We start from the raw sequence: 19,880 nt of genomic DNA on the forward strand, positions 1-19,880 counted from the left end.
GGCATTTCAATGTCGAGCGGATGGCCAAAGCCACCGCTGACCCCGTGAGCCACACCCCCGTCATCGGCTAGATTACACCTCCAACGTCAGGGATGTCGCCCCCTTACAAATCCGATGATAGACCCCGCCGTGTGTGTGACCCCGCCGTGCCCCCCCGCCGGACCTTGCCCTGCTAATCACGCCCGCCGCCTTTTTTTGCTGCCGGCGTATGTTGGCGCTAAAGCGATCCACGTTTCCCGCCGTTAATAGCGCGACAACCACCAATCCCTGAACGGTTTGCGGCGCGCCGGCGCGCCTCGGCCTCGGTGCCCTTCCATGCAGATCAACAGCAATCTGTCCGCCTTGAACGCCCAGCGCAGCTACGAGCGGGCGGGCACGGCGCTGGGCGTCACCATGCAGCGGCTGGCCAGCGGCCAGCGCGTCAATTCGGCCAGCGACGACGCGGCCGGGCTGGCCATCGGTGCGCGCCTGACGGCCGGCGTGCGCGGGCTGCAGCGGGCGGCCCAGAATGCCAGCGAAGGCATCTCGTTGCTGCAGGTGGCCGATGGCGCCATGGGCGAGATCATGGTCAACTACCAGCGCATCCGCGAACTGGCCGTGCAGGCGGCCAACGACACCAACAGCGTGACCGACCGCGCCGCCATCCAGCACGAGGCCGACGCGCTGCTGCAGGCCAACCTGGACATCGCCAGCCGCGCCCAGTACAACCACCTGAACCTGTTGGACGGCTCCTACCGCACCCAGTTGCAGGTGGGCGACCGGGCCGGCGCCGTGATCGACGTGGCGATCCCGGCCGTGTACCGCAGCGATCCCGGCGGCGCGGTGCAGGTGGACGTACCGGAGCAGCAGGTCAACCTGAGCGGCCAGGTGACGGCCGCCCTGCGCGCGGGCGACCTGACGCTCAACAACAAGGCCGTGGGCGCCGCCGTGGCCGGCGCGGCGCCGGGCCAGGGCGCCGCCAGCGCCTGGGCGGCGGCGGCGGCCATCAATGGCGCTGGCGTGTTGGGCGTGACGGCCAGCGCCGCCACCACCGTCAGCGGCGACGTGGGCGCCAGCGGCAATATCCCGGCCGGCGGGTTGTCCATCAATGGCGTGGCGCTGGGCCCCATCGTGGGCGCCAACGCCAGCGCGCTGGCTGCCAGCGCGGCGGCGGCCATCACGGGCGCGGCCGGCGCCAGCGGCGTTGCGGCCAGCGCCAGCGGCGGCACGCTGACCTTGACGGCGGCCGACGGGCGCGACATCGCCATCAGCGCGTCGGGCGGCCCCTATGCGGCCGTGCTGGGCCTGGCCACCGGCACCCACGGCGGCACCATCACGGTGCTGGACGCGCCCAGCGGCGGGCCGCACAAGCTGCTGGTGGGCGGCGCCAACCCCGGCGCCGTGGGCTTGACGGCCGGCGGCCAGAACTCCACCGCCACCGGCAACACGGTCACGGTGCTGCGTTCGTCCGGCGGCGGCGATCCGCCGATCGACCTGAGCAGCGCCAACAGCGCCACCGACGCGCTCGATTTCATCGATAGCAAGATCGACAGCGGCAACGCCGTGCGTGCGCAGCTGGGGGCGCTGCAAAACCGGCTGCAGCTGGCCTACGACGGCGACCTGGGCACCAGCACCAACCTGGCGGCCGCCCGCTCGCGCATCCTCGACACGGACTACGCCAGCGAGACGGCGCAGCTGACCCGCAGCCGCATTCTGCAGCAGGCCGCCGCCTCCATGGTGGCCCAAGCCAACGCCACGCCCCAGCAGGCATTGCTGCTGCTGCGCTGACGGCCGCCGCGCCGGCAGCGCCGCCCCCCCCAGCGCGCCAGCCAGGCCCCCGCTCCCGTCGCCGCATTTTTCCACGAGGAAATTAATTTCATTAAATGAACTATTTCCGGCGTATAATCATTGGTTTTCATTTAACTTCGGGGTATCCATGATGATCAAGAAACTTGGCCTGCTGGCGACGACGGCACTGGTGGCGTCGACCCTGGCCGGCTGCGCCACGGAAAGTTCGCAAGCGCTGGCCGTGCCCACCGTGGCCAGCGCGGCCCGGCCTTACACGGGCGTGCGCACGCTGGTGGCCGTTGGCAAGTTCGACAACCGTTCCAGCTTCATGCGCGGCATCTTCTCGGACGGCGTGGACCGCCTCGGCGGCCAGGCCAAGACCATCCTGATCGCCCACCTGCAGCAAACCAACCGCTTCAACGTGCTGGACCGCGACAACCTGCAGGAACTCAAGCAGGAAGCGGACTTCAAGAAGCAAGGCCAGGCCATCAAGGGCGCTGATTTCGTCGTCACCGGCGATGTGACGGAATTTGGCCGCAAGGAAGTGGGCGACCACCAGCTGTTCGGCATCATGGGCCGCGGCAAGACCCAGGTCGCCTATGCCAAGGTGACCCTCAACATCGTCAACATCGCCACCTCGGAAGTGGTGTACTCGACCCAGGGCGCAGGCGAATACAGCTTGTCGAACCGTGAAATCCTCGGCTTTGGCGGCACCGCCAGCTACGACGCCACGCTCAACGGCAAGGTGCTGGACCTGGCCATGCGTGAAGCGGTGGAACACCTGGTGGCCGGCGTGGAAGCGGGCGCCATGTCCGGCAGCACGCGATAAGGCGGTCCCATGAACAATATCGTCAAGCGCGCGCTGGCGCTGGCCGCCGCCGCCATGCTGTGCGCCTGCCACACGGCGCCCAAGACCCTGTACCAGTGGGAAGGCTACCAGCCCCAGGTGTATCAGCACTTCAAGGGCGGCAGCCCGGACCAGCAGATCGCCGTGCTGGAAAAGGACTTGCAGGCCATCAACGCCAAGGGCAATACGCCGCCGCCGGGCTATCACGCCCACCTGGGGCTGCTGTACGCGCTGGCTGGCCGCCAGGACCAGGTGATGGCCCAATTCGCGGCCGAGAAGCAGCTGTTCCCGGAATCGGCCGCCTACATGGACTTCCTGATGAAATCGGCTAACAAGGATGGGAAATAAGATGCTGCAACGAGTGATGAAGCTGGCCGCCTGCCTGGCGCCGGCCATGCTGGCCGTGGGGTGTGCGACCCACCAGGCCACGCCTTACGACTACACGGCGTTCAAGGCCGCCAAGCCCCGTTCCATCGTGGTGCTGCCGCCGCTGAACACGTCGCCGGAAGTGACGGCCGGCTACACCGTGTTGTCGCAAGTGACGTATCCGCTGGCCGAGGCCGGCTATTACGTCTTGCCGGTGGCGCTGGTGGAGGAGACCTTCAAGCAAAATGGCCTGAGCAGTGCGGAAGACGCCCAGGCCGTCGATCCCCGCAAGCTGCACAGCATCTTCGGCGCCGACGCGGCCTTGTACCTGACGGTGACCAATTTCGGCGCCAGCTACACCGTGCTCAACAGCGTGGTGACGGTGTCGGCCAAGGCCAGGCTGGTGGATTTGAAGACGGGCACCACGCTGTGGACGGGCGAAGCGTCAGCCAACAACGACGCCAATAACAACAACGGCGGCGGCCTGGTGGGGGCGCTGGTGGCGGCGGCGGTCAAGCAGATCATCAACAATTCGACGGACGCGTCCTACCCGGTGGCCGGCGCGGCCAGCCAGCGCCTGCTGGCGGCGGGCCAGGTCAACGGCATGCTGTACGGACCCCGTTCGGTCTACTACAAGCAGCAATAAGCGCCAGCGCGCCGGCATGGTATGCGCCCCCGGGCGGCCGATCCCCGATCCGGCCGCCCGTTTTTTTTCGGCGCAGCGAAGCCGGGCGATGCGTTGTTCAACTGCTTGAAGTGGCTGGGGCGTCGCAACGGACGTGAACGCAACTTTCAGTGAATAAACTGTTTGGTCGCATGTGCTCTTTGGTATATTGAGAGCTGGCCAGTCGCGGCCGGTCGCCGCCCAGGCTGGCGCCGCCGGACGCGGGGCGGCATCGTTCACCATCCAGAGCGCCATGCGATCATTCGACCTCCTTTCCGCGCTGCGTCCCCATCCCATGTACGGCAAGGGCATGGCCCGCATGATGCGCCTGTTGCTGCTGCTGGCGCTGGTGCAATGGCTGGCCTGGCTGGCGCCCAGCCGGCCCGGCGCGCAACCGTTCCCCCACTACCTGCCCCTGCACATGCTGATGGAGACCGCCTCCATCGTCGTCAGCATGATGGTGTTCATCGTCGGCTGGAACGCGCGCGGCGCGGCCCGCTCGGGCAACGTGGTGGGGCTGGCCTGTTGTTTCCTGGCCGTGGGGGCGCTCGATTTCCTGCACATGGTGTCCTACGTGGGCATGCCGGACCTGGTGTCGGCCAACGACGCCCAGAAGCACTTGAATTTCTGGCTGGCCGCGCGCCTGCTGGCCGCCGGCGGCCTGCTGGTGGTGGCCGTGCGCCGCTGGCGCCCGTTCGCGGCCGACGCCACCCGCTACTGGCTGCTGGGCACGGCCCTGGCCGGGGTGGCGGTGCTGGCCTGGCTGGTGTTGTGGCACCAGGCCTGGCTGCCCGACACCTTCATTCCGGGCCAGGGTTTGACGGCGCTGAAAAAGAACACGGAGTACCTGGTGATCGCCGTCAACCTGGCCACGGCCGGCCTGCTGCTGGCGCGCATCCGGCGGCCGCAGCCGTTCCGGGCCGTGCTGCTGGTCGGCGCCGTGATGACCATGGCCATGGGCGAATTCTTCTTCACGCTGTACACCACCATGACGGGCAGTTACAACGTGCTGGGCCACCTGTACAAGACCATTTCCTACCTGTTCATCTACCGGGCCGTGGTGGTGGAGGCGATCGACATGCCGTACACCGCGCTGGCCCAGTTGCAGGAAAGGCTGACCTTCGCGCTGCAGGCCTCCAACACCGGCCTGTGGGACTGGGACCTGGCGCGCGACGACATCTACCTGTCGCCCGAATGGAAGGCGCAGCTCGGCTATGGCCCCGAGGCGCTGAGCAACAGCCTGGCCACCTGGGACACGCTGCTGCATCCCGAGGACCGCGCAGCGGCCTGGCACACGGTGCGCGCGTTCCTGGCCTCGGACCAGGTGCAGTACGAGAACGCGTTCCGCCTGCGCCATGCGGACGGCGGCTACCGCTGGATCCTGGCGCGCGGCGAACGCCACGTGGACGGCGATGGCAACGCGCACCTGCTGGGCTCGCACGTGGACATCACGGCCCAGAAGCAGACCGAGCAGGCGCTGCGCGCCGAGAGCGAAAAGAATCTGGCCTTGTTGCGCAACGCCAGCGACGGCATCCACATCCTCGACGCGCGCGGCAATGTGATCGAGGCCAGCGTCGCGTTCTGCGCCATGCTCGGCTACGAGCGCGAGGAACTCATCGGCATGAACGTGGCGTGCTGGGACGCCCGTTTCAGCCAGGCCGAGCTGACGGCCCTGCTGGCCCAGCAGCTCGACGGCGGGGTGCACAACCAGTTCGAGACGCGCCACCGGCGCAAGGATGGCAGCGTGGTCGATGTGGAGATCAGCAACTGTCCCATGGCGCTGGCCGGCCAGCCGGTGCTGTTCAATTCCTCGCGCGACATCACCGAGCGCAAGCGGGCCGAAGCCCAGCTGCGCATCACGGCCAGCGTGTTCGAGAACAGCCAGGAAGGCATTTTGATCACGGACGACGGCAACAACATCGTCGACGTGAACGCCGCCTTCAGCCGCATCACCGGCTATGGCCGCGACGAGGTGGTGGGCCGCAATCCGCGCCTGCTGTCCTCGGGCCGCCACGACGGCAGCTTCTACCAGCAGATGTGGGGCCAGTTGCAGCGCGACGGCTACTGGCGCGGCGAACTGTGGGACCGGCGCAAGTCGGGCGAGGTGTATCCGGAACTGGTGTCGATTTCAGCCGTGCGCGACGAGCGCGGCCAGGTGCAGCGCTACGTGGCCGTGTTCTCCGACATCAGCCAGATCAAGGCCCATGAGGATGAACTGAACCGGGCGGCCCATTACGACGGCCTGACGGGGGTGCCCAACCGGGTGCTGCTGGCCGACCGCATGAAGCAGGCCATCGCCCGCACGGCCCGCGAGCGGACCCTGATGGCCGTGTGCTACCTGGACCTCGATGGCTTCAAGCACATCAACGACAGCCTGGGCCACGACATGGGCGACCAGGTGCTGATCGAGGCGGCGCGCCGCATCGGCGCATCGATCCGGGCCGACGACACGGTGGCGCGCCTGGGCGGCGACGAGTTCGTGGTCCTGCTGCTGGGATTGCACAAGGCTGACGAATGGGAGCTGACGCTGCGCCGGCTGCTCGAGGCGATCGCCCAGCCGTTCGTGATCGGCGACAAGACCGTGGCGCTGAGCGCCAGCGCTGGCGTGGCTGTCTACCCGCTCGACCAGGAAGACCCCGATACGCTGCTGCGCCACGCCGACCAGGCCATGTACCTGGCCAAGCAGGGCGGCAAGAACCGCTACCACCTGTACGACACGGCGCTGGACCGCCAGGCCCGCGACCAGCTGGAATTCCTCAGCAGCATACGGCACGGGCTGGAGCAGGGCCAGTTCGAACTGTACTACCAGCCCAAGGTCAACCTGCGCACGCGGGCCGTGGTGGGGGCCGAGGCGCTGATCCGCTGGCACCACCCGCAGCGGGGCTTGCTGGCGCCGGGCGCCTTCCTGGCCCAGGTGGCCAATACGGAGCTCGATATCCAGATCGGCGAATGGGTGGCCGCCACGGCGCTGGCCCAGCTGCGGACCTGGCACGAGCAGGGCCTGAAACTGAGCGTGAGCATCAACATCTCGGGCTACCACCTGGAGTCGCCCGACTTCGTGGACCGCTTGCGCCAGCTGATGGCGCTCTATCCGATGCTGCCGTTCGGCGCCTTGCAGATCGAAGTGCTGGAGACGGTGGCGCTGAACGACATCGCCATCGTGCGCGACGTCCTGGCCGCCTGCGGCCGGCTGGGCGTGACGTTTGCGCTCGACGATTTCGGCACCGGCTATTCCTCGCTGTCCTACCTGAGCAGCCTGCCGTTCGACGAGCTCAAGATCGACCAATCGTTCGTGCGCGACATGCTCGACGATAAGGGGGACCTGGCCATCGTGCAGGGCGTGGTGGCGCTGGCGGCCGCGTTCGAACGCCAGATCGTGGCCGAGGGCATCGAGACCCCGGCCCATTACCAGGCCTTGCTGGACATCGGCTGCGCCCTGGGGCAGGGCTATGGCATCGGTCGGCCCATGCCGGCCAGCGCGCTGCCGGACTGGCGCGGCCAGTGGCTCGCGCGCAAGGTGGCCGCCTGATTGCACGGGCGCCGCCGCCACGGCATCGTTCGCGCGTTCGCGTCCTACAACGGGCCACGCCGCCATCCCACAAGCGTCGTGGCGGCCATGGCTATCATGGTTTCCGGTGGCGCACGCACAGTGGCGCGCGCCGGGGGCGCCGGGCGTTCGCGCCGGCGCGGGAAAGATCACGCCTGTTGAGGAGTCCATCATGCCATCGACGCACAGTACCACCACCACCATCGCGCGGCGCAGCCGCGCCCGGCAGCCCGACGACGCGCTGGCCGTCCTAAGGGCCGACCATGCCAACGTCCAGGCCTTGTTCGAGCAATATGAACAGCTCGGTGAACGGGCCCACGCCAGCAAGCAGAAGCTGGCCACGCGCATCTGCCTGGCCCTGACCCAGCATGCCACGGCCGAGGAGGAATTGTTCTACCCGGCCGTGCGCGACGCCATCGCCGAATGCGCCGACCAGGTCGACGAGGCGCTGGTGGAGCATGGCTCGGCCAAGGAACTGATCGCGCAGATCCTGGCCATGGAGGAGGGTGAGCAACTGTACGACGCGACGGTGAAAGTGCTGTCCGAACTGATCGCGCACCACGTGGACGAGGAGGAAGGCGAGATCTTCCCCAGGGTGCAGGACAGCGAGCTGGACCTGGTGGCGCTGGGCGCGGCCATCGTGCAGCGCAAGGCGCAGGTGACGCTGCCGGGGTGACAGCGCGCAGGCGCAAATGAAAAACGCCATCCGTGGATGGCGTTCCATGTGCCGCGAACGAGGGGGGATTAGTCCGCGATCTCCACTGGCGAATCCGACGCCTTGCTAGGCGGGTTCTTCACGCCCACAGCGGCGAATAACTTCGGCACCTTGGTGGCCAGTGCGCCTGCCACCTCGAGTTGATTCTTCATGCTGCCTGCCGCATCCTTGATGGCTCCCACCTTGCTCAGGTTGGCCGGGTTGCTTCCCAGTCCGCTCAGGATACCGCTGGACTGGCTCATCAGCTCTTTGTCCTTCAACATGGCCAGCACGAAGTTGGTGGCGGCGCCGGCCAACTTTTGCTTTTGTTTGGCGTCCATTTTTTTCACTTCATTACTTGCGACTTTGTCAAAGTCGCGTGCATTCAGCAGGGCGGCTTCCGATTTGGCGACTTCCTGCTCGACGGCGCCCTTCTCCTTGGCGTCGGTCTTTTCCGCAGCCTGTTTTTTCAGCGCGTCGATCTGAGCGATTTCTTCCTTGGTCGCTAACGAGATGGCCAACTGGTCCAGCGAGGTACGCATCAGCGTCTCGGCCACCGCGGCGTTTTTCAGGAAGCCCTCGGCATCGACTGGGCCACCACTCGGGCCACCCGGGATCAGGCTGGTCAGGCCGCCGAGGCCGGCGCTGGCCGTGGCCGAGGCTGCGATCAGCAGGGCGGTGGCGACAGCTTGAACGGAATTGCGAATTTTCATGAGGCTTCTCTTTCTTAGTTGGCAGGTAAAACAAGCTTGGTGGCGAGCGCGGACAGCAGTTTCTGCGCCTCGTCGGTGACATCCAGACGGATCAGGTTCATCACGTCGGCCGCGTTGCTGGCCTTCTGGTAACCGGTACTGCGGAATTTCGACTCCAGCCCTTGCTTGGCACCGACGACATTGTCGGTGCGCACACGCAAGGTATAGCGCGCGGTCAGCGATTTCTGGCAGGTGTCACCACACTCCTCGGTGACGATGTCCACGCGTTGGACCGGCTGCACACAAGTGCGTACCGTGGCAAGGTCCCATTGCAGCTTGCTGTTGAAGCCGTTGCGCACGCTGATGACATCGTCGGCTTGCTGGCGCACGTCGGCTGCGTAATACTGGCCAGGCATGGCTTGCGCCAGTGCCACCGAGGCCAGCGTGCGAAATTGCGGCGTCGCCAGCGTACCCAGGTTTTCGCTATCCGGACACAGGCTGAACAGGGCGGGCGATTTTGGCGTCTTCCCCAGGCGCAGTGCCTCGAACAGATCGCCCGCTTGCACGGCTGGCCTGGCATTGGACAGGGGCAGCAGATTGCCCAGGCGCGTCTCCTGCTCCACGCGTTGTTCCGCCACCGCCTCGTAGACAGGGAACGGCAGTATGGTCGCTTTGCCGCCGACCGTGAAGCTGGTGGGATGCAGTACAAAGCCAGGCGCTTTGCTCGCGTATAGCTGGTTGGGCGTCGCGACGTACACGCCATTGGCGTCAGCCCGGGCGACCTTGGCGGTTTCGGTCCTGGCCTCCGCCAGGTGGCCCATGTTTTGCGCCAACGCCAACAGCGCATTCTTGATAGCGATTTCGCGGCGCGCGGCGGGCGCCAGATCGAGGCCGTTGGTGACACTGATCTTCTGGCTGTCGTGGCCGCTGGCGGCAAACAGGACGCGACCGCTCATGTCGATCAGCTCGGCGTAGGCGTCGGCGCTGAAGCCGCGCGTGGTCTGGAAGCCCAGGTTGGTCGCGGTTTCATATTGCACCGGTTCGCCGATGTGCAGCCGTATTACCAGATCAGGGGTGTCGCGTTGCGCCGTACTGTTATTGCTCAGGTCCGTTTTTTGTACGACGGTGTTGAGCAAGTGCGCGAAGCCGGGATTCACTTCCACCATAGTCAGCGGTGCTTTGGCCCCCAATTCTTCGGAAAACAGCTGGGTCACATACTCGGACGAGAAGCCTTCGGGCAACTGGCTGGCGATGACGGTGGCGCGCGGCCGCAAGCGCCCGTCGATCTTACCGACCACGTATTTATGGAACACCGTGCCGGTGCGTACCTCGTCGGCCAACACGACCTGGGCGGCGGCATAATCGGCACCTGCGTACACCACTTTGATCAGGTTGCCATTTTGGTCTTCCAGGCAGTCGCCGGACTGCAGTCCTTGCTTGTAGCCCGCCGACAGCAACAGCAGCGCGTTACTGCTGCCAGTGATGCTGGCTTCCACGGTGCGCGGTTGGAATTCCTTGCCGGCCTGCTGGCTTAGCTGCTCGATCAAGGCCGACAAGGCTGACGCGTACAGCTTGTCTTCTTCGTTCTTCCTGCCGGCTCCCTCGAGCGCCCGCGGCGCCAACAGCGCTACCGCCGTATTGGTGCTGGTGGTGGTGAACAGGATTTCTCCGGTTACCACATTGGTGAAGTAGATGCTGCCGGTGACCGGAGTGCGCAACTCGATATTATGGTCGGCCTTGTTGGCGGTGTAGGACGCCATGCGCGTCAAGTGGAACGACACGGCAAAAGTGTCGCCAGCGGTCTGCCTGGTCAACTGGCCGATGCGGCCGGCGAAGGCAGCGTCCAAGGCGAGCTGGACCTGCTGTCGCAGTTTGCTGGGGTCCAGGGATCGCAGGAAGCGCTGGTCGATGGCGGTATTGTTTTCGGTCCAGAACACGCCGCCCACTGGAAACACGCGCGCATCGGCTCCCGCGACAGCGGAGCCGGCGACGCCAGCCAACACCAGACTGGCCAGCAGTGAACGCAGCGACGCGGCGCCGACTAGGCGTGAGGAACATAACGTTATCATGACGGGCGCCTAGCGTTTCTTGGTTTTCGTTTCGGGGCCGCCGCATTTATTCAAGCACAGGGTGACTTGCTCACCTTCGGTTTTGCCGTCCAGCTCTTTGCCGGAGAATGCGGGTTGACTGGTCACGGCGGCGTAGATTTGCTCCATCGGATCGCCCTTGCCCTTCAGGGTGAGCGTGGCCATGACGCCTTCGGGACCATCTGACTTCTTCTCCACCGCGGTGGCGCCGTCGACCTGTTGCAAGGCCTTGGTGAAGGCCATGCGCAGCGGCAGCGTCAGGTTTGCACCTTTGAATTCCACCGTGTATTGACGGCCACGGGCGGCGCGGTCGGCCCAGTAACCGAGCGTGCTGCCGGCGAACGAGGGCGCCATCATGCGTGCCACCTTCTGGGTCGCCGTGGCGTTGCAGGCTTCAATATTGGGACCGGCGGCCTGGGTGCTTTCGGCCATCGACGCGATCAATTCGCCGCCCGCGGTGGCAAAGGTTTTGACTTCGGCGTTGACGACGCAGGACAATTCACCGGTGGCCGAATTGCGCTCGCCGGCGATCACGGTGGCCGAGCCCACCATCAAGAAGTCGGCGTTGGCCTTGGTGCGGGCGAATTCGCTGAACTTGGCCATTTCAGCGCTATTGGAAAGTAACGCTAAATTGATGGGCTTGTCGCCGAAGTATTTGCTGCGCGCATTCATGGAATCGAGCAGGCGCAAGTCATAGTCGCGCAGTTTGCCGGAAAATTCGTTCAGGAACAGCGGGTGGCTGGTCGGTTTGGAGGCGTCCTGGTATTTGACCAGCTTCTTGTAGCTCGCCGTCTCATGGCTGGCGGCTGCCACGTTCTTGGCATCGATGGCGGCGCTGGCCGACTTGGAGTTGGACGCAGCGGCATAGTTTTCCTTGGCCGCCAGTGACGCGCTATTGGCGCTGCTGGCGTTCAGGCTGGACTTGGCATTGGCGTTGAACGCGGCATCGCCAGAATGCGCGCCTAGCGCTGCCTGGGACTTGGCGTTGACCTGCGACGACGAGGCGTTGGCGGCGTTGACACTGGCGCTATAGCCGACGGCCGAATTGGCCGAAGCGCTGGATGAGGCGGCCTTGATGGACTTGTCCTTGAAAGACGCGCCGGCATCGTATTTCATTTCCACCAGCTCTTCCAGCGGCAGATTGAGGTCGCGCGAACTGGTGGACGTGTCAACTTTAAAATTTTCTTTGCAATCAGGCGTCTATCAACTCAAATTGCTTCCGCCTGGAGCGATTGCAAAGATGGACGTCTGGACGGTTGAAATTACGGAGCATACGTGTGTAGATGCCGATACTCCTGGAGATTGCAAAGATAGGACGTGAACAGCTGGTGTTATGACAATGCTACCGTATTGCAAAGAAACAATCTCGTCATGGCCGCTGTGGCGATCGTTGGTGGATCCCGCTGCGGGGCCACCTTTGACAAGTGGCATGACAACGGATTACATCGAACGGGTCAGCGCTACTGAGGGCTATCGATATCATGTATGTCGGCGACATGCTCAATTCTCCTATCGGATTGGTGGCTCGGCCACGAGCGATTGAATACGTGCGCATGTCTACTGAGCATCAGCAATATTCCACCGAGAACCAATCGGACAAAATCCATGAGTACGCTCAGCGCCGAAATATCGAAATCGTGCGTACCTACACTGACGCTGGGAAGAGCGGCCTAAGCATTGAAGGACGTGCTTCACTCCAGCGGCTCATTCAGGATGTTGAAAGCGGAGCGCCGGATTTTCAGATAATTCTTGTCTACGATGTTAGCCGGTGGGGACGTTTTCAAGATGCGGACGAAAGTGCCTACTATGAATATCGATGCCGTCGTGCCGGCATTCAGGTGGTTTATTGTGCCGAGCAATTTGAGAATGACGGCTCACCTGTCTCCACAATCGTAAAGGGCGTTAAACGCGCAATGGCTGGTGAGTACAGCCGCGAGCTATCCGCTAAAGTCTTTGCCGGACAGTGCCGTTTAATTGAACTTGGTTTTCGGCAAGGCGGCCCTGCTGGGTATGGCTTACGTCGCGTCCTCGTCGATCAATCCGGTGCAGTCAAATCGCAATTGGCCCGAGGCGAACACAAGAGCTTGCAGACTGATCGAGTCATTCTCGTACCTGGGCCTGAGGATGAGGTTCGCATGATCCAGCTGATGTATAAGCTGTTCATTGATGATGGCCTGATGGAATCTGAAATTGCTGCCCGCATGAACAGCATGGCGGTGAGAACTGATTTGGATCGGGCCTGGACACGCGCAACGGTGCATGAAGTGTTGACGAACGAGAAGTACATCGGGAACAACGTATACAACAGAATTTCGTTCAAGCTGAAAAAGCTAAGAGTGGAAAATACCCCGGACATGTGGATCAAGAAGGTCGGTGCGTTTGAGCCGGTTATCTCGTCGGACGTTTTCTACACTGCGCAAGGTATCGTTCGTGCACGTGCCTATCGTTACACTGACGAAGAATTGATTGAGCGCCTGCGAACCCTGTATCAGCAGCGTGGATTGTTGTCTGGATTGATCATCAACGAGGCTGAGGGAATGCCATCTACGTCGATCTATATGCATCGATTCGGTAGCCTCCTAAGAGCGTATCAAATGGTTGGTTTCACGCCTGACCGAGATTATCGCTACTTGGAAACGAACAAATTGCTGCGCCGCATGCATCCCGAAATTGTCAACAGTACAGAGAGCGCAATTTTAAGTCTTGGAGGAAGCGTACAGCGTGATCCAGCAACGGATCTTTTGCGTATCAATGATGAGTTTAGTCTTTCCCTTGTCTTGGCACGCTGCCAGACGCCGGAAAGTGGGCGGCATCACTGGAAGGTACGATTTGATACCGGACTAGCGCCTGACATTACGGTCGCGGTACGTCTCGACGCCAATAATCAAAGCACCCTTGACTACTATTTGCTGCCTGGCCTCGGCTTTGGGCAGGTACGCATTAATTTGGCGGAGCGAAATCCGGCTGAGTTTGAAAGCTTTAGATTCGATAGCTTGGACTATCTCTACGGTATGGCGGAGCGAACACGGATACGGAGGGCAGCATGAAGCTGGAGCCGGGCGAGATGGCGATGATCCCAATCGAAAAAATTGATGTCCTGAATCCTCGGGAACGAAACAAGGCTGCCTTTGCCGAAATCGTCAAAAACATCGAGGCGATAGGACTGAAAAAGCCGATTACAGTGACACCGAGGGCAGGGGCGAACGGCGACGATCGATATTTGCTGATTTGTGGTGGCTTTGCAGGCGATCGGCGAGCACTTCTGCCTCTCCGATATATGCGATCTCGGCGCCAGTCTCATCGTGGACGCCAAACAAAATGTAAACACCAGGGCGCTGGACTTCCGGCCATTCGCGTAATTCACCGAAAAGCGAGCGAGGACAAGCAAGCGCCTGTCCCGTCCAGTTTGCTATTTCCGCATGGCGAATACCCACAACTGTCTCGTTCGGCAGGTATATCCGGATACTCTTTCCCATTGGTTAGTCTCGTGATTGCAATATTGAAACAATAACAGATTTCTGGCGTACAGCTTATGGCGTTAACTTTTTCTCACCCATCCCTTGAAACCGAGTTTTCCATACCAATGTTCTTGTTGGCAATTTTGCCAGGTACGAGAGGACTACTATGCCTAATGTTTACATTGAGCCAATGCCAAAAGGGGGCGGCGATATTGATCATTACGTGATCGAGCATGCTGATGGTCGGCGTGATTCTGGCCCCTACCCCACCCAGGCCCACGCAATTGCAGCTGCAAAGGCAAAAGGATTTCATCCTTTGATCGCCCGTGTTCGCCACACCAACAAAGGCCTTCCGGATCATTGGCGCTCTGCATAGCAGAAGCAAGGCAAGAGCCGGGCAAGCCGGCTCTTTAGCAACCCGATACCAGGCTGCCTGCCGTTTACTGGCACTAAGCGAGCTCAACTTTGAGCTGATGTCGTCCGTCAGCAATCATCTTCGTCAGCCACTGGTCTAGAAAATGGTTCAGCTCAACCTTGGCCAGCGGACTGAAGGCCATCAGTTCTGGGCAGAACACTTTCCGCGAACCGAAGCAATCGCAGTACGTCAGTACCCCGACTGTCTCGGCCATCAAATACACTTCGATGGTCATCTCAGGGTCAGGTATCGCAGCGCCGTGCAGGCGTTCGAGATAATGACTCATGCGAAGCACCAAGCGGTACTTATGGCGCTCGATCACATCGATATTGACATCAGCGTGGCCAAGCGCCGTGAGCTTGGCCGGCCCGTTCATGTCATGCAAACCGGGCAGAAGTTGAAGCAGCTTGCGGTAGTTTTCTTGATAGAGAGCGATTGGCGAAACGTCGTCGTGACGCTTGGCTACGCTGATATCTTGGTGTTGGGATTTGAGATTCCAACCGGGAAAGAAGGAGCTGCAGCAGCTGATGCCGCCAGATGTCTACGTCAAGCGCAGGATGATTTACTACGGGGAAAATACGATGCCGTGGTGTCTCAATGCCGACTTGCGGTAGAAGGGATTAGCATCGGGTCAGCTGAGGCTAGTGCAGCCAGCGTAAGCGTCGCAAAATATACGAACGGAAAGGAGCGCAAACTGATGACGAAAAGCGAGCGTGCGCTTTTCATCGGTGAAGCTATTCGTCATTTCACGCATCTGGCTCACCATCCAAATCCTGACGGAACGCAGGAGACATTTAACCGGGCCGAGGCACAAGCAATTCTTGCTTGCACGGTGGCCTTCGTAGATGGAGCATTGAGCCGAGCTCGCAGCAAAATTGATTGAGTGACGAAGAATCCAGCGCGCTTCTCGCGCAAGTAGGTCAGTCAGATCTCGTGACCTGCTTCCCAATAGTTGTGCGAGCAGTTCGTCGGCTAGTGGTTCGCCCAATGCTCACGCAAGATGTGAATGAGTTCTTTAAACTGGCTGTTTTGATCAGAGCCCTTCCAGCGGTTGATGAAACGACACACCACTTGAAGATTGCCCACTTCGTAGTGGCCGTCGCTGTTTATACGATCCAATGATGCTCTCATTTCGTCGTTCACTTGACCGTCGATGTCAGATTGAAGTGGCAGTCCGCTGATAGCGCATAGACCTTCTTGTTTCTCGATTAGCGACTTAACATAGCTAACGAACTCGTCTTCTGATTCGAACGCGTTGTTCTTATTTTTTATGGTCTGAGGAACTACCTGACCATTTGAGAAGGCAGAGGTCTGTTGCGCCGTCTTTACCATGCGACGTGCGGTGCTGGCCCAAGTGTCTGTGGGGACATTTGCAACTACAGCAGATATGGCCTGGATTGTTCGAGCTGGATGGGACGCCGGGGTTACTAGAATCGCCGTAGGTATCGCCCAACGGTTGGTGGTTGAAAGGTTTCGTCGCTCATCGGAGATTCGTTTGATGAACGCTATTGCATCACCGTACGTTTTGACGCCAATGCGAAACCAATCTAATTGCCTGCCCTTCTTGTGATTTCTTGCATCGTGTCCACCGAACTCAGCCTTCTGATGCTCTAGCCAGACTATGAACGCTTGGCGTTCCGCCGCCCCAATAGTAGTCTTTTTCGTGTCTAACGCAAATTCAATGAGGTGTATAGGGGCGTTGTTTGCAAAGTAAACGGCGGCACACTGGTCGCCGTCAAGGAAGATTCGGAAACCATCTTCCGCGAGATCGTGTAGCTGCTTTTTGTTGCCACGTGGAAGTGAATCTACCATCATGTTTGCTAGAGAAATGCGGTCTTTCTCAGACACCTGAATCTGCCCATCTGAAGGCAGGGTTACATCACTGATGGGAGCATCACGTTCGCGTTGCAGGTACTCAGCAAATTTGGCCAACGCGCGGCTGTACATCCCATGCCCTGTGCTATTCCTCTCTAAGAAGATCGGAAGCTTTTGGATCGCAGACGAGATTGACTGGAATTTCGACACGTCCTCAATGCCAGTAAGAGAGCCAACTAGAACTGAATTCGCATTCGCCCATGCAGTGAGCGGGCCGCCAATCGCGTTGCCATATTTCCGCACAGACGATTCAGACAATCCTTGTTGCAGCATCCAGCTTTCGAAGCTATTCATGTGGTATCGACGAGGTTGCCAAACATATACTTTAGCAGACTGTTGATGAAATTCAGCAACTATCGCATTTCCTGCTACAGGATCACACCTGGCATTCTCAAACACCGCATAGGCGCGGCGCTTGCGAGGGTAGGTCAAAAGGTGCAAACGCTTAGCACGTGCTGTAGAGCATTCTTTGGCAAGGGCGGATCCAAATGGACTGAGCAGCCAACTAGTGTCACAGCGCGTCAGAAAGGCGGGCATAGCTCAGTCAATAATAATACCAATAGTGTAATGACCTAAGCTATTATCTACCTGAGAACTGACGAATAGGAACAAACGTGGCTACTAGAAAGCGTGATCTTTTTGTGAACTCCATCGGGATGGTCCCAGTCGGAGAGCGTCATGTCGTGCCGACGGCTCTTTGGTATTCCAAAGATGGCTTCAAAGTTGGGGATGAGGCATATTTTGCTGCAGTTGAAGCTCGGGAAGTGTTTGATAACTTTAAGATCCTACTTGGAGAACAAGAGCACGGAGCAGCTAACCCTAAGAGCGTTCGTCTCTCCGATGGAAAGTATCATTCGATTCACTCTGTAGCGAGCGACTATTTGCGATATCTGGTGGACCGTGCTGAAGCATGGATTTCTGACCGAAGCCTTAAAAAAGCATCGCGAGTAATAATTGCGGAACCAGTATCTATTCATGAACAAGGGGCGATTCGTGGCGACTGGTTAGTTAATTACCGCACTCATATCAGAAGAATTCTCGAGTCAAGATTTGAAGATGTTGATTTTTTGCCAGAGCCATTTGCTGTCTTTCAATACTACCGCTATGGAATTAAGCACCCGCTTGTTGCTGAAAAAAAGAAGCATATAGCATTTGTATTGGATTTCGGTGGCGGCACGTTTGATGTGTCGATAATCGAAACAACGGCCACGGGCGATGTCAGTAATTCTGGTAGAAATTCAAAGCCGCTAGCTGCCTCTTCGATTGCAGTTGGCGGATTTTATTTTAATAGGGTTATAGCAGAATATGTTCTGCTGAAGCAGTTTAATGGGAAGAAGGTTCCTTCAACAATCTATGAGGCGCTACGGAAATTTGACGAGGTTCGGCGCGATCCGCATCTGAAAGTGGATGATATTAGGGAGGATTTTCAAAATTTCCACAAACATTTTTCAAATATGCTTTTCGATGTTGAAAAAGCGAAAATCGCTGTTTGCTCGATCATAACCAACTGGGATGTTGAGTATATACCCCCCAATCCTATTGCATCAACAATAAGGGTTCCGGCAAATCCGTTGAGCACTAATTCTGAGATGGTTTCAATTCGATTAGATGAAATTGAAATTAGAAAATTATTTTTGGAAAATATTTGGAAGAGTAAACTAATACCTGTTATTTCAAATGCCCTTCAACGGGCAAGTGGTGAGCTAACCGGACAAAATATCTCTGTAGTCCTATTATCAGGGGGGTCTGCGAATATTCGCTGGCTTCGAGAAATGTTGGTGAAATTTTCTCATAAAAGTCTGATGGATGCTGATATATTGGAGCTAAACGAAAACTTCCAAGAAATCGTGGCCAAAGGGCTGGCTATCGAATGTGCTCGGAAAACTTTCAATGATGGTACAGGTGACTTTAAAGCTGTAACTTATAACAGACTTTGTTTAGTTTTAAACCCAGATCGACGTGGGGGAGAGTTGGTTAAGTTTCGCCCAATTAATTTAGATGGGGCTGAACAAGTACCCAATGGTGTTTTATTGCCTTCTGCCAGTGTTTTAAAGAATCGCGTAGATGATCCTATTCGATGGAAGTTCAAGCTTAGCCATCCTCCTCGTCAACGGATGGAGTACTTCTTTATGTCCTCCTCGTTTGATCCTGGTGATCAGACGAATCTGCATAATGTTATGGACAGCAGCATTTTGACCCCATCAGGCCAGTCATTTGATAGTTCGTTGCAAATTCAACTTGCAGTGAAGTCAGACGGAACTGCTCTTCCCAGTTTTATTTATCGCAGTGGAGGGCCAGGTATTCCAGAGACAATGGTAAGTGGACGGCCTTTTTTTATCGATATGACTTTTGGTGGTGCAGCAGGAACATCAGAGGCTTATTTTGGTCTTGACTTTGGCACATCAAATTCATCTATTTCATATGTCGATAAATCGTCTATAACTGTATATACCGAGCGAGCTAAAGATCAAAATTGGGAGACTATTAATCAATTGATTAATAATTTGCCTTATCCGATTGCCTCTCCATTAGCAGCATATGCGGCGTCAACGGCGTCAGGTGAATTGGATTTACGTGGAATTGCAGTAATTGAAGGATTTTTATCATTCGGAGCTTTTGTCGCATACTCTGAATATTTGACGAAAAAAGGACGATCTTCCTCAAAGATATTTAAAAACTTTAGTCAACGATCTGCTGGCCCACTTTGGGCATTATTGAAAAATTGCTTAAAAGAAATTCAGGGAAAAAATCATTTTTGCAAGGGCTTAGAAAAACTTCTGGAAGAGCCAATCTACTCTGAAGTCGATGCTTTGGTTACTATGGTCGGCCAAGTAAAGCATGAGAAATCAGAAATTTCCCTGGATTACATGAAAGCTATTCGACTCCTGGGTAATGTTTTTAAAGAATACTGTGGAGATATAAAGTTTGGATATTTTGAAGATGTCCAGAAAAGACGCTTCCAATCATCGTATCAAGGTAAGTTTAGATTAGCTTATGGCGCACACACACCTTTTGTAGATGTGCTGAATTATGAAGGAGAGCATACATTTTCGGAAGATCAATGCATTTTGCTTTCTCCTGATTCTGGAAAGGTTTTATTGTTAGAGCCATTGATGTTTTGGTTTCGTGGCGATCCACAATCGCCTAATTCTGATCCCGATTTGTTCTGCTATGACATTGAAGACAAGGCCGGGTTTTCGTTTAAATTAATTGGCGCGAAAGGGAAAAAAATATTGGATGAAAAAGAATTTAAGCCATTAATTGAGCATTTGAGAAACATGAAAAATGAAGATCAGGCAATGGCTATTTTGGACAACGTTAGCGTACTGGAGTGAAATGGAGTTGGATTATTGAGATGGGAAATTAGCTGTGATCTAGCATCTTCGCGGTGCTGATTGCAGGTGCGGCACAGATCCCCCTTCTCCTATCTCGTGTCCGCTTGCAACCAGCTGTCAATAGGCTAGGGCC

At 58.4% G+C, this 19,880-nt stretch carries 16 protein-coding genes and 1 pseudogene; 11 read left to right on the forward strand and 6 right to left on the reverse strand.

Features of this window, described 5'->3' with window-relative positions; translation table 11 throughout:
- The first annotated feature begins 315 nt into the window (after window positions 1-315).
- From H3H36_RS15535 to H3H36_RS15560, 6 genes are all read left to right on the forward strand, one after another.
- Window positions 316-1,767: a flagellin N-terminal helical domain-containing protein gene (locus H3H36_RS15535; RefSeq protein ID WP_182219009.1), complete on the forward strand. Its 1,452-nt coding sequence runs from the start codon at window positions 316-318 to the stop codon at window positions 1,765-1,767.
- Between the two features lie 148 nt (window positions 1,768-1,915).
- Entirely contained in the window at window positions 1,916-2,596 is a 681-nt protein-coding gene (locus tag H3H36_RS15540) for a CsgG/HfaB family protein (RefSeq protein ID WP_220459759.1), read from the forward strand.
- A gap of 9 nt (window positions 2,597-2,605) precedes the next feature.
- Window positions 2,606-2,962, forward strand: coding sequence for a DUF4810 domain-containing protein (locus H3H36_RS15545; RefSeq protein WP_182219010.1), 357 nt, complete (start codon window positions 2,606-2,608; stop codon window positions 2,960-2,962).
- Between the two features lies 1 nt (window position 2,963).
- Window positions 2,964-3,626 (forward strand): DUF799 domain-containing protein, encoded by a 663-nt coding sequence (locus H3H36_RS15550; protein ID WP_182219011.1) that lies wholly within the window; start codon window positions 2,964-2,966, stop codon window positions 3,624-3,626.
- A gap of 271 nt (window positions 3,627-3,897) precedes the next feature.
- Window positions 3,898-7,173 (forward strand): bifunctional diguanylate cyclase/phosphodiesterase, encoded by a 3,276-nt coding sequence (locus tag H3H36_RS15555; RefSeq protein WP_182219012.1) that lies wholly within the window; start codon window positions 3,898-3,900, stop codon window positions 7,171-7,173.
- A gap of 190 nt (window positions 7,174-7,363) precedes the next feature.
- Window positions 7,364-7,867 carry a hemerythrin domain-containing protein gene (locus H3H36_RS15560; RefSeq protein WP_182219013.1) on the forward strand — a complete coding sequence of 168 codons (504 nt, stop codon included), beginning with the start codon at window positions 7,364-7,366 and terminating at the stop codon, window positions 7,865-7,867.
- Window positions 7,868-7,935: 68 nt separating this feature from the next.
- Here the strand turns inward: H3H36_RS15560 and H3H36_RS15565 are convergent, their stop codons facing one another.
- The 3 genes from H3H36_RS15565 to H3H36_RS15575 are packed head-to-tail and all read right to left on the reverse strand — an operon-like array spanning window position 7,936 to window position 11,780.
- Entirely contained in the window at window positions 7,936-8,598 is a 663-nt protein-coding gene (locus H3H36_RS15565) for a hypothetical protein (protein WP_182219014.1), read from the reverse strand.
- Window positions 8,599-8,612: 14 nt separating this feature from the next.
- Entirely contained in the window at window positions 8,613-10,646 is a 2,034-nt protein-coding gene (locus H3H36_RS15570) for a hypothetical protein (protein ID WP_182219015.1), read from the reverse strand.
- Window positions 10,647-10,655: 9 nt separating this feature from the next.
- Window positions 10,656-11,780 (reverse strand): hypothetical protein, encoded by a 1,125-nt coding sequence (locus H3H36_RS15575; protein ID WP_182219016.1) that lies wholly within the window; start codon window positions 11,778-11,780, stop codon window positions 10,656-10,658.
- 380 nt (window positions 11,781-12,160) lie between these two features.
- Between H3H36_RS15575 and H3H36_RS15580 the strand changes: the two genes are divergently transcribed.
- Both H3H36_RS15580 and H3H36_RS27730 read left to right on the forward strand, forming a co-directional pair.
- Window positions 12,161-13,711 (forward strand): recombinase family protein, encoded by a 1,551-nt coding sequence (locus tag H3H36_RS15580; RefSeq protein WP_182219158.1) that lies wholly within the window; start codon window positions 12,161-12,163, stop codon window positions 13,709-13,711.
- Window positions 13,708-13,899 (forward strand): annotated as a pseudogene (locus H3H36_RS27730) (ParB N-terminal domain-containing protein); the annotation flags it as partial. The gene H3H36_RS15580 and the pseudogene H3H36_RS27730, both read left to right, overlap by 4 nt.
- Here the strand turns inward: H3H36_RS27730 and H3H36_RS27565 are convergent.
- Complete coding sequence (locus H3H36_RS27565; RefSeq protein WP_220459760.1) at window positions 13,841-14,140, reverse strand: GIY-YIG nuclease family protein; 300 nt, start codon at window positions 14,138-14,140, stop codon at window positions 13,841-13,843. The pseudogene H3H36_RS27730 and the gene H3H36_RS27565 sit on opposite strands and share 59 nt — an antisense overlap.
- 148 nt (window positions 14,141-14,288) lie before the next feature.
- On the opposite strand from H3H36_RS27565, the gene H3H36_RS15590 reads away from it, so the two are divergent.
- On the forward strand, window positions 14,289-14,498 hold the full coding sequence (locus H3H36_RS15590; RefSeq protein WP_182219017.1) for a DUF2188 domain-containing protein: 210 nt from the start codon (window positions 14,289-14,291) through the stop codon (window positions 14,496-14,498).
- A gap of 73 nt (window positions 14,499-14,571) precedes the next feature.
- On the opposite strand, the gene H3H36_RS15595 is transcribed toward H3H36_RS15590, so the two are convergent.
- The gene (locus tag H3H36_RS15595; protein ID WP_182219018.1) at window positions 14,572-14,913 is read right to left on the reverse strand and encodes a DUF1249 domain-containing protein; all 342 of its coding nucleotides are present in this window, start codon (window positions 14,911-14,913) and stop codon (window positions 14,572-14,574) included.
- Between H3H36_RS15595 and H3H36_RS15600 the strand changes: the two genes are divergently transcribed.
- On the forward strand, window positions 14,845-15,420 hold the full coding sequence (locus H3H36_RS15600) for a hypothetical protein (protein WP_182219170.1): 576 nt from the start codon (window positions 14,845-14,847) through the stop codon (window positions 15,418-15,420). The genes H3H36_RS15595 and H3H36_RS15600 overlap by 69 nt on opposite strands.
- A gap of 89 nt (window positions 15,421-15,509) precedes the next feature.
- Here H3H36_RS15600 and H3H36_RS15605 read toward each other — a convergent pair whose 3' ends face one another.
- Window positions 15,510-16,706, reverse strand: a complete 1,197-nt coding sequence (locus H3H36_RS15605) for a hypothetical protein (protein WP_182219019.1) — start codon at window positions 16,704-16,706, stop codon at window positions 15,510-15,512.
- Window positions 16,707-17,026: 320 nt separating this feature from the next.
- On the opposite strand from H3H36_RS15605, the gene H3H36_RS15610 reads away from it, so the two are divergent.
- Window positions 17,027-19,747: an Hsp70 family protein gene (locus H3H36_RS15610; RefSeq protein ID WP_182219020.1), complete on the forward strand. Its 2,721-nt coding sequence runs from the start codon at window positions 17,027-17,029 to the stop codon at window positions 19,745-19,747.
- Window positions 19,748-19,880 lie beyond the last annotated feature (133 nt).

It is taken from the genome of Rugamonas fusca (assembly GCF_014042365.1).
Taxonomy (GTDB): domain Bacteria; phylum Pseudomonadota; class Gammaproteobacteria; order Burkholderiales; family Burkholderiaceae_D; genus Rugamonas; species Rugamonas fusca.

What these genes read in the sequence shown, in the direction of transcription:
- H3H36_RS15560 (WP_182219013.1), top strand. Translation starts at nt 7,364, where the DNA reads ATGCCATCGACGCACAGTACCACCACCACCATCGCGCGGCGCAGCCGC.
- H3H36_RS27565 (WP_220459760.1), bottom strand. Translation starts at nt 14,140, where the DNA reads ATGGGAAAGAGTATCCGGATATACCTGCCGAACGAGACAGTTGTGGGT.
- H3H36_RS15565 (WP_182219014.1), bottom strand. Translation starts at nt 8,598, where the DNA reads ATGAAAATTCGCAATTCCGTTCAAGCTGTCGCCACCGCCCTGCTGATC.
- H3H36_RS15575 (WP_182219016.1), bottom strand. Translation starts at nt 11,780, where the DNA reads ATGAAATACGATGCCGGCGCGTCTTTCAAGGACAAGTCCATCAAGGCC.
- H3H36_RS15535 (WP_182219009.1), top strand. Translation starts at nt 316, where the DNA reads ATGCAGATCAACAGCAATCTGTCCGCCTTGAACGCCCAGCGCAGCTAC.
- H3H36_RS15600 (WP_182219170.1), top strand. Translation starts at nt 14,845, where the DNA reads ATGGCGCTCGATCACATCGATATTGACATCAGCGTGGCCAAGCGCCGT.
- H3H36_RS15540 (WP_220459759.1), top strand. Translation starts at nt 1,916, where the DNA reads ATGATGATCAAGAAACTTGGCCTGCTGGCGACGACGGCACTGGTGGCG.
- H3H36_RS15595 (WP_182219018.1), bottom strand. Translation starts at nt 14,913, where the DNA reads ATGAACGGGCCGGCCAAGCTCACGGCGCTTGGCCACGCTGATGTCAAT.
- H3H36_RS15555 (WP_182219012.1), top strand. Translation starts at nt 3,898, where the DNA reads ATGCGATCATTCGACCTCCTTTCCGCGCTGCGTCCCCATCCCATGTAC.
- H3H36_RS15580 (WP_182219158.1), top strand. Translation starts at nt 12,161, where the DNA reads ATGCTCAATTCTCCTATCGGATTGGTGGCTCGGCCACGAGCGATTGAA.
- H3H36_RS15605 (WP_182219019.1), bottom strand. Translation starts at nt 16,706, where the DNA reads ATGAATAGCTTCGAAAGCTGGATGCTGCAACAAGGATTGTCTGAATCG.
- H3H36_RS15545 (WP_182219010.1), top strand. Translation starts at nt 2,606, where the DNA reads ATGAACAATATCGTCAAGCGCGCGCTGGCGCTGGCCGCCGCCGCCATG.
- H3H36_RS15590 (WP_182219017.1), top strand. Translation starts at nt 14,289, where the DNA reads ATGCCTAATGTTTACATTGAGCCAATGCCAAAAGGGGGCGGCGATATT.
- H3H36_RS15570 (WP_182219015.1), bottom strand. Translation starts at nt 10,646, where the DNA reads ATGATAACGTTATGTTCCTCACGCCTAGTCGGCGCCGCGTCGCTGCGT.
- H3H36_RS15550 (WP_182219011.1), top strand. Translation starts at nt 2,964, where the DNA reads ATGCTGCAACGAGTGATGAAGCTGGCCGCCTGCCTGGCGCCGGCCATG.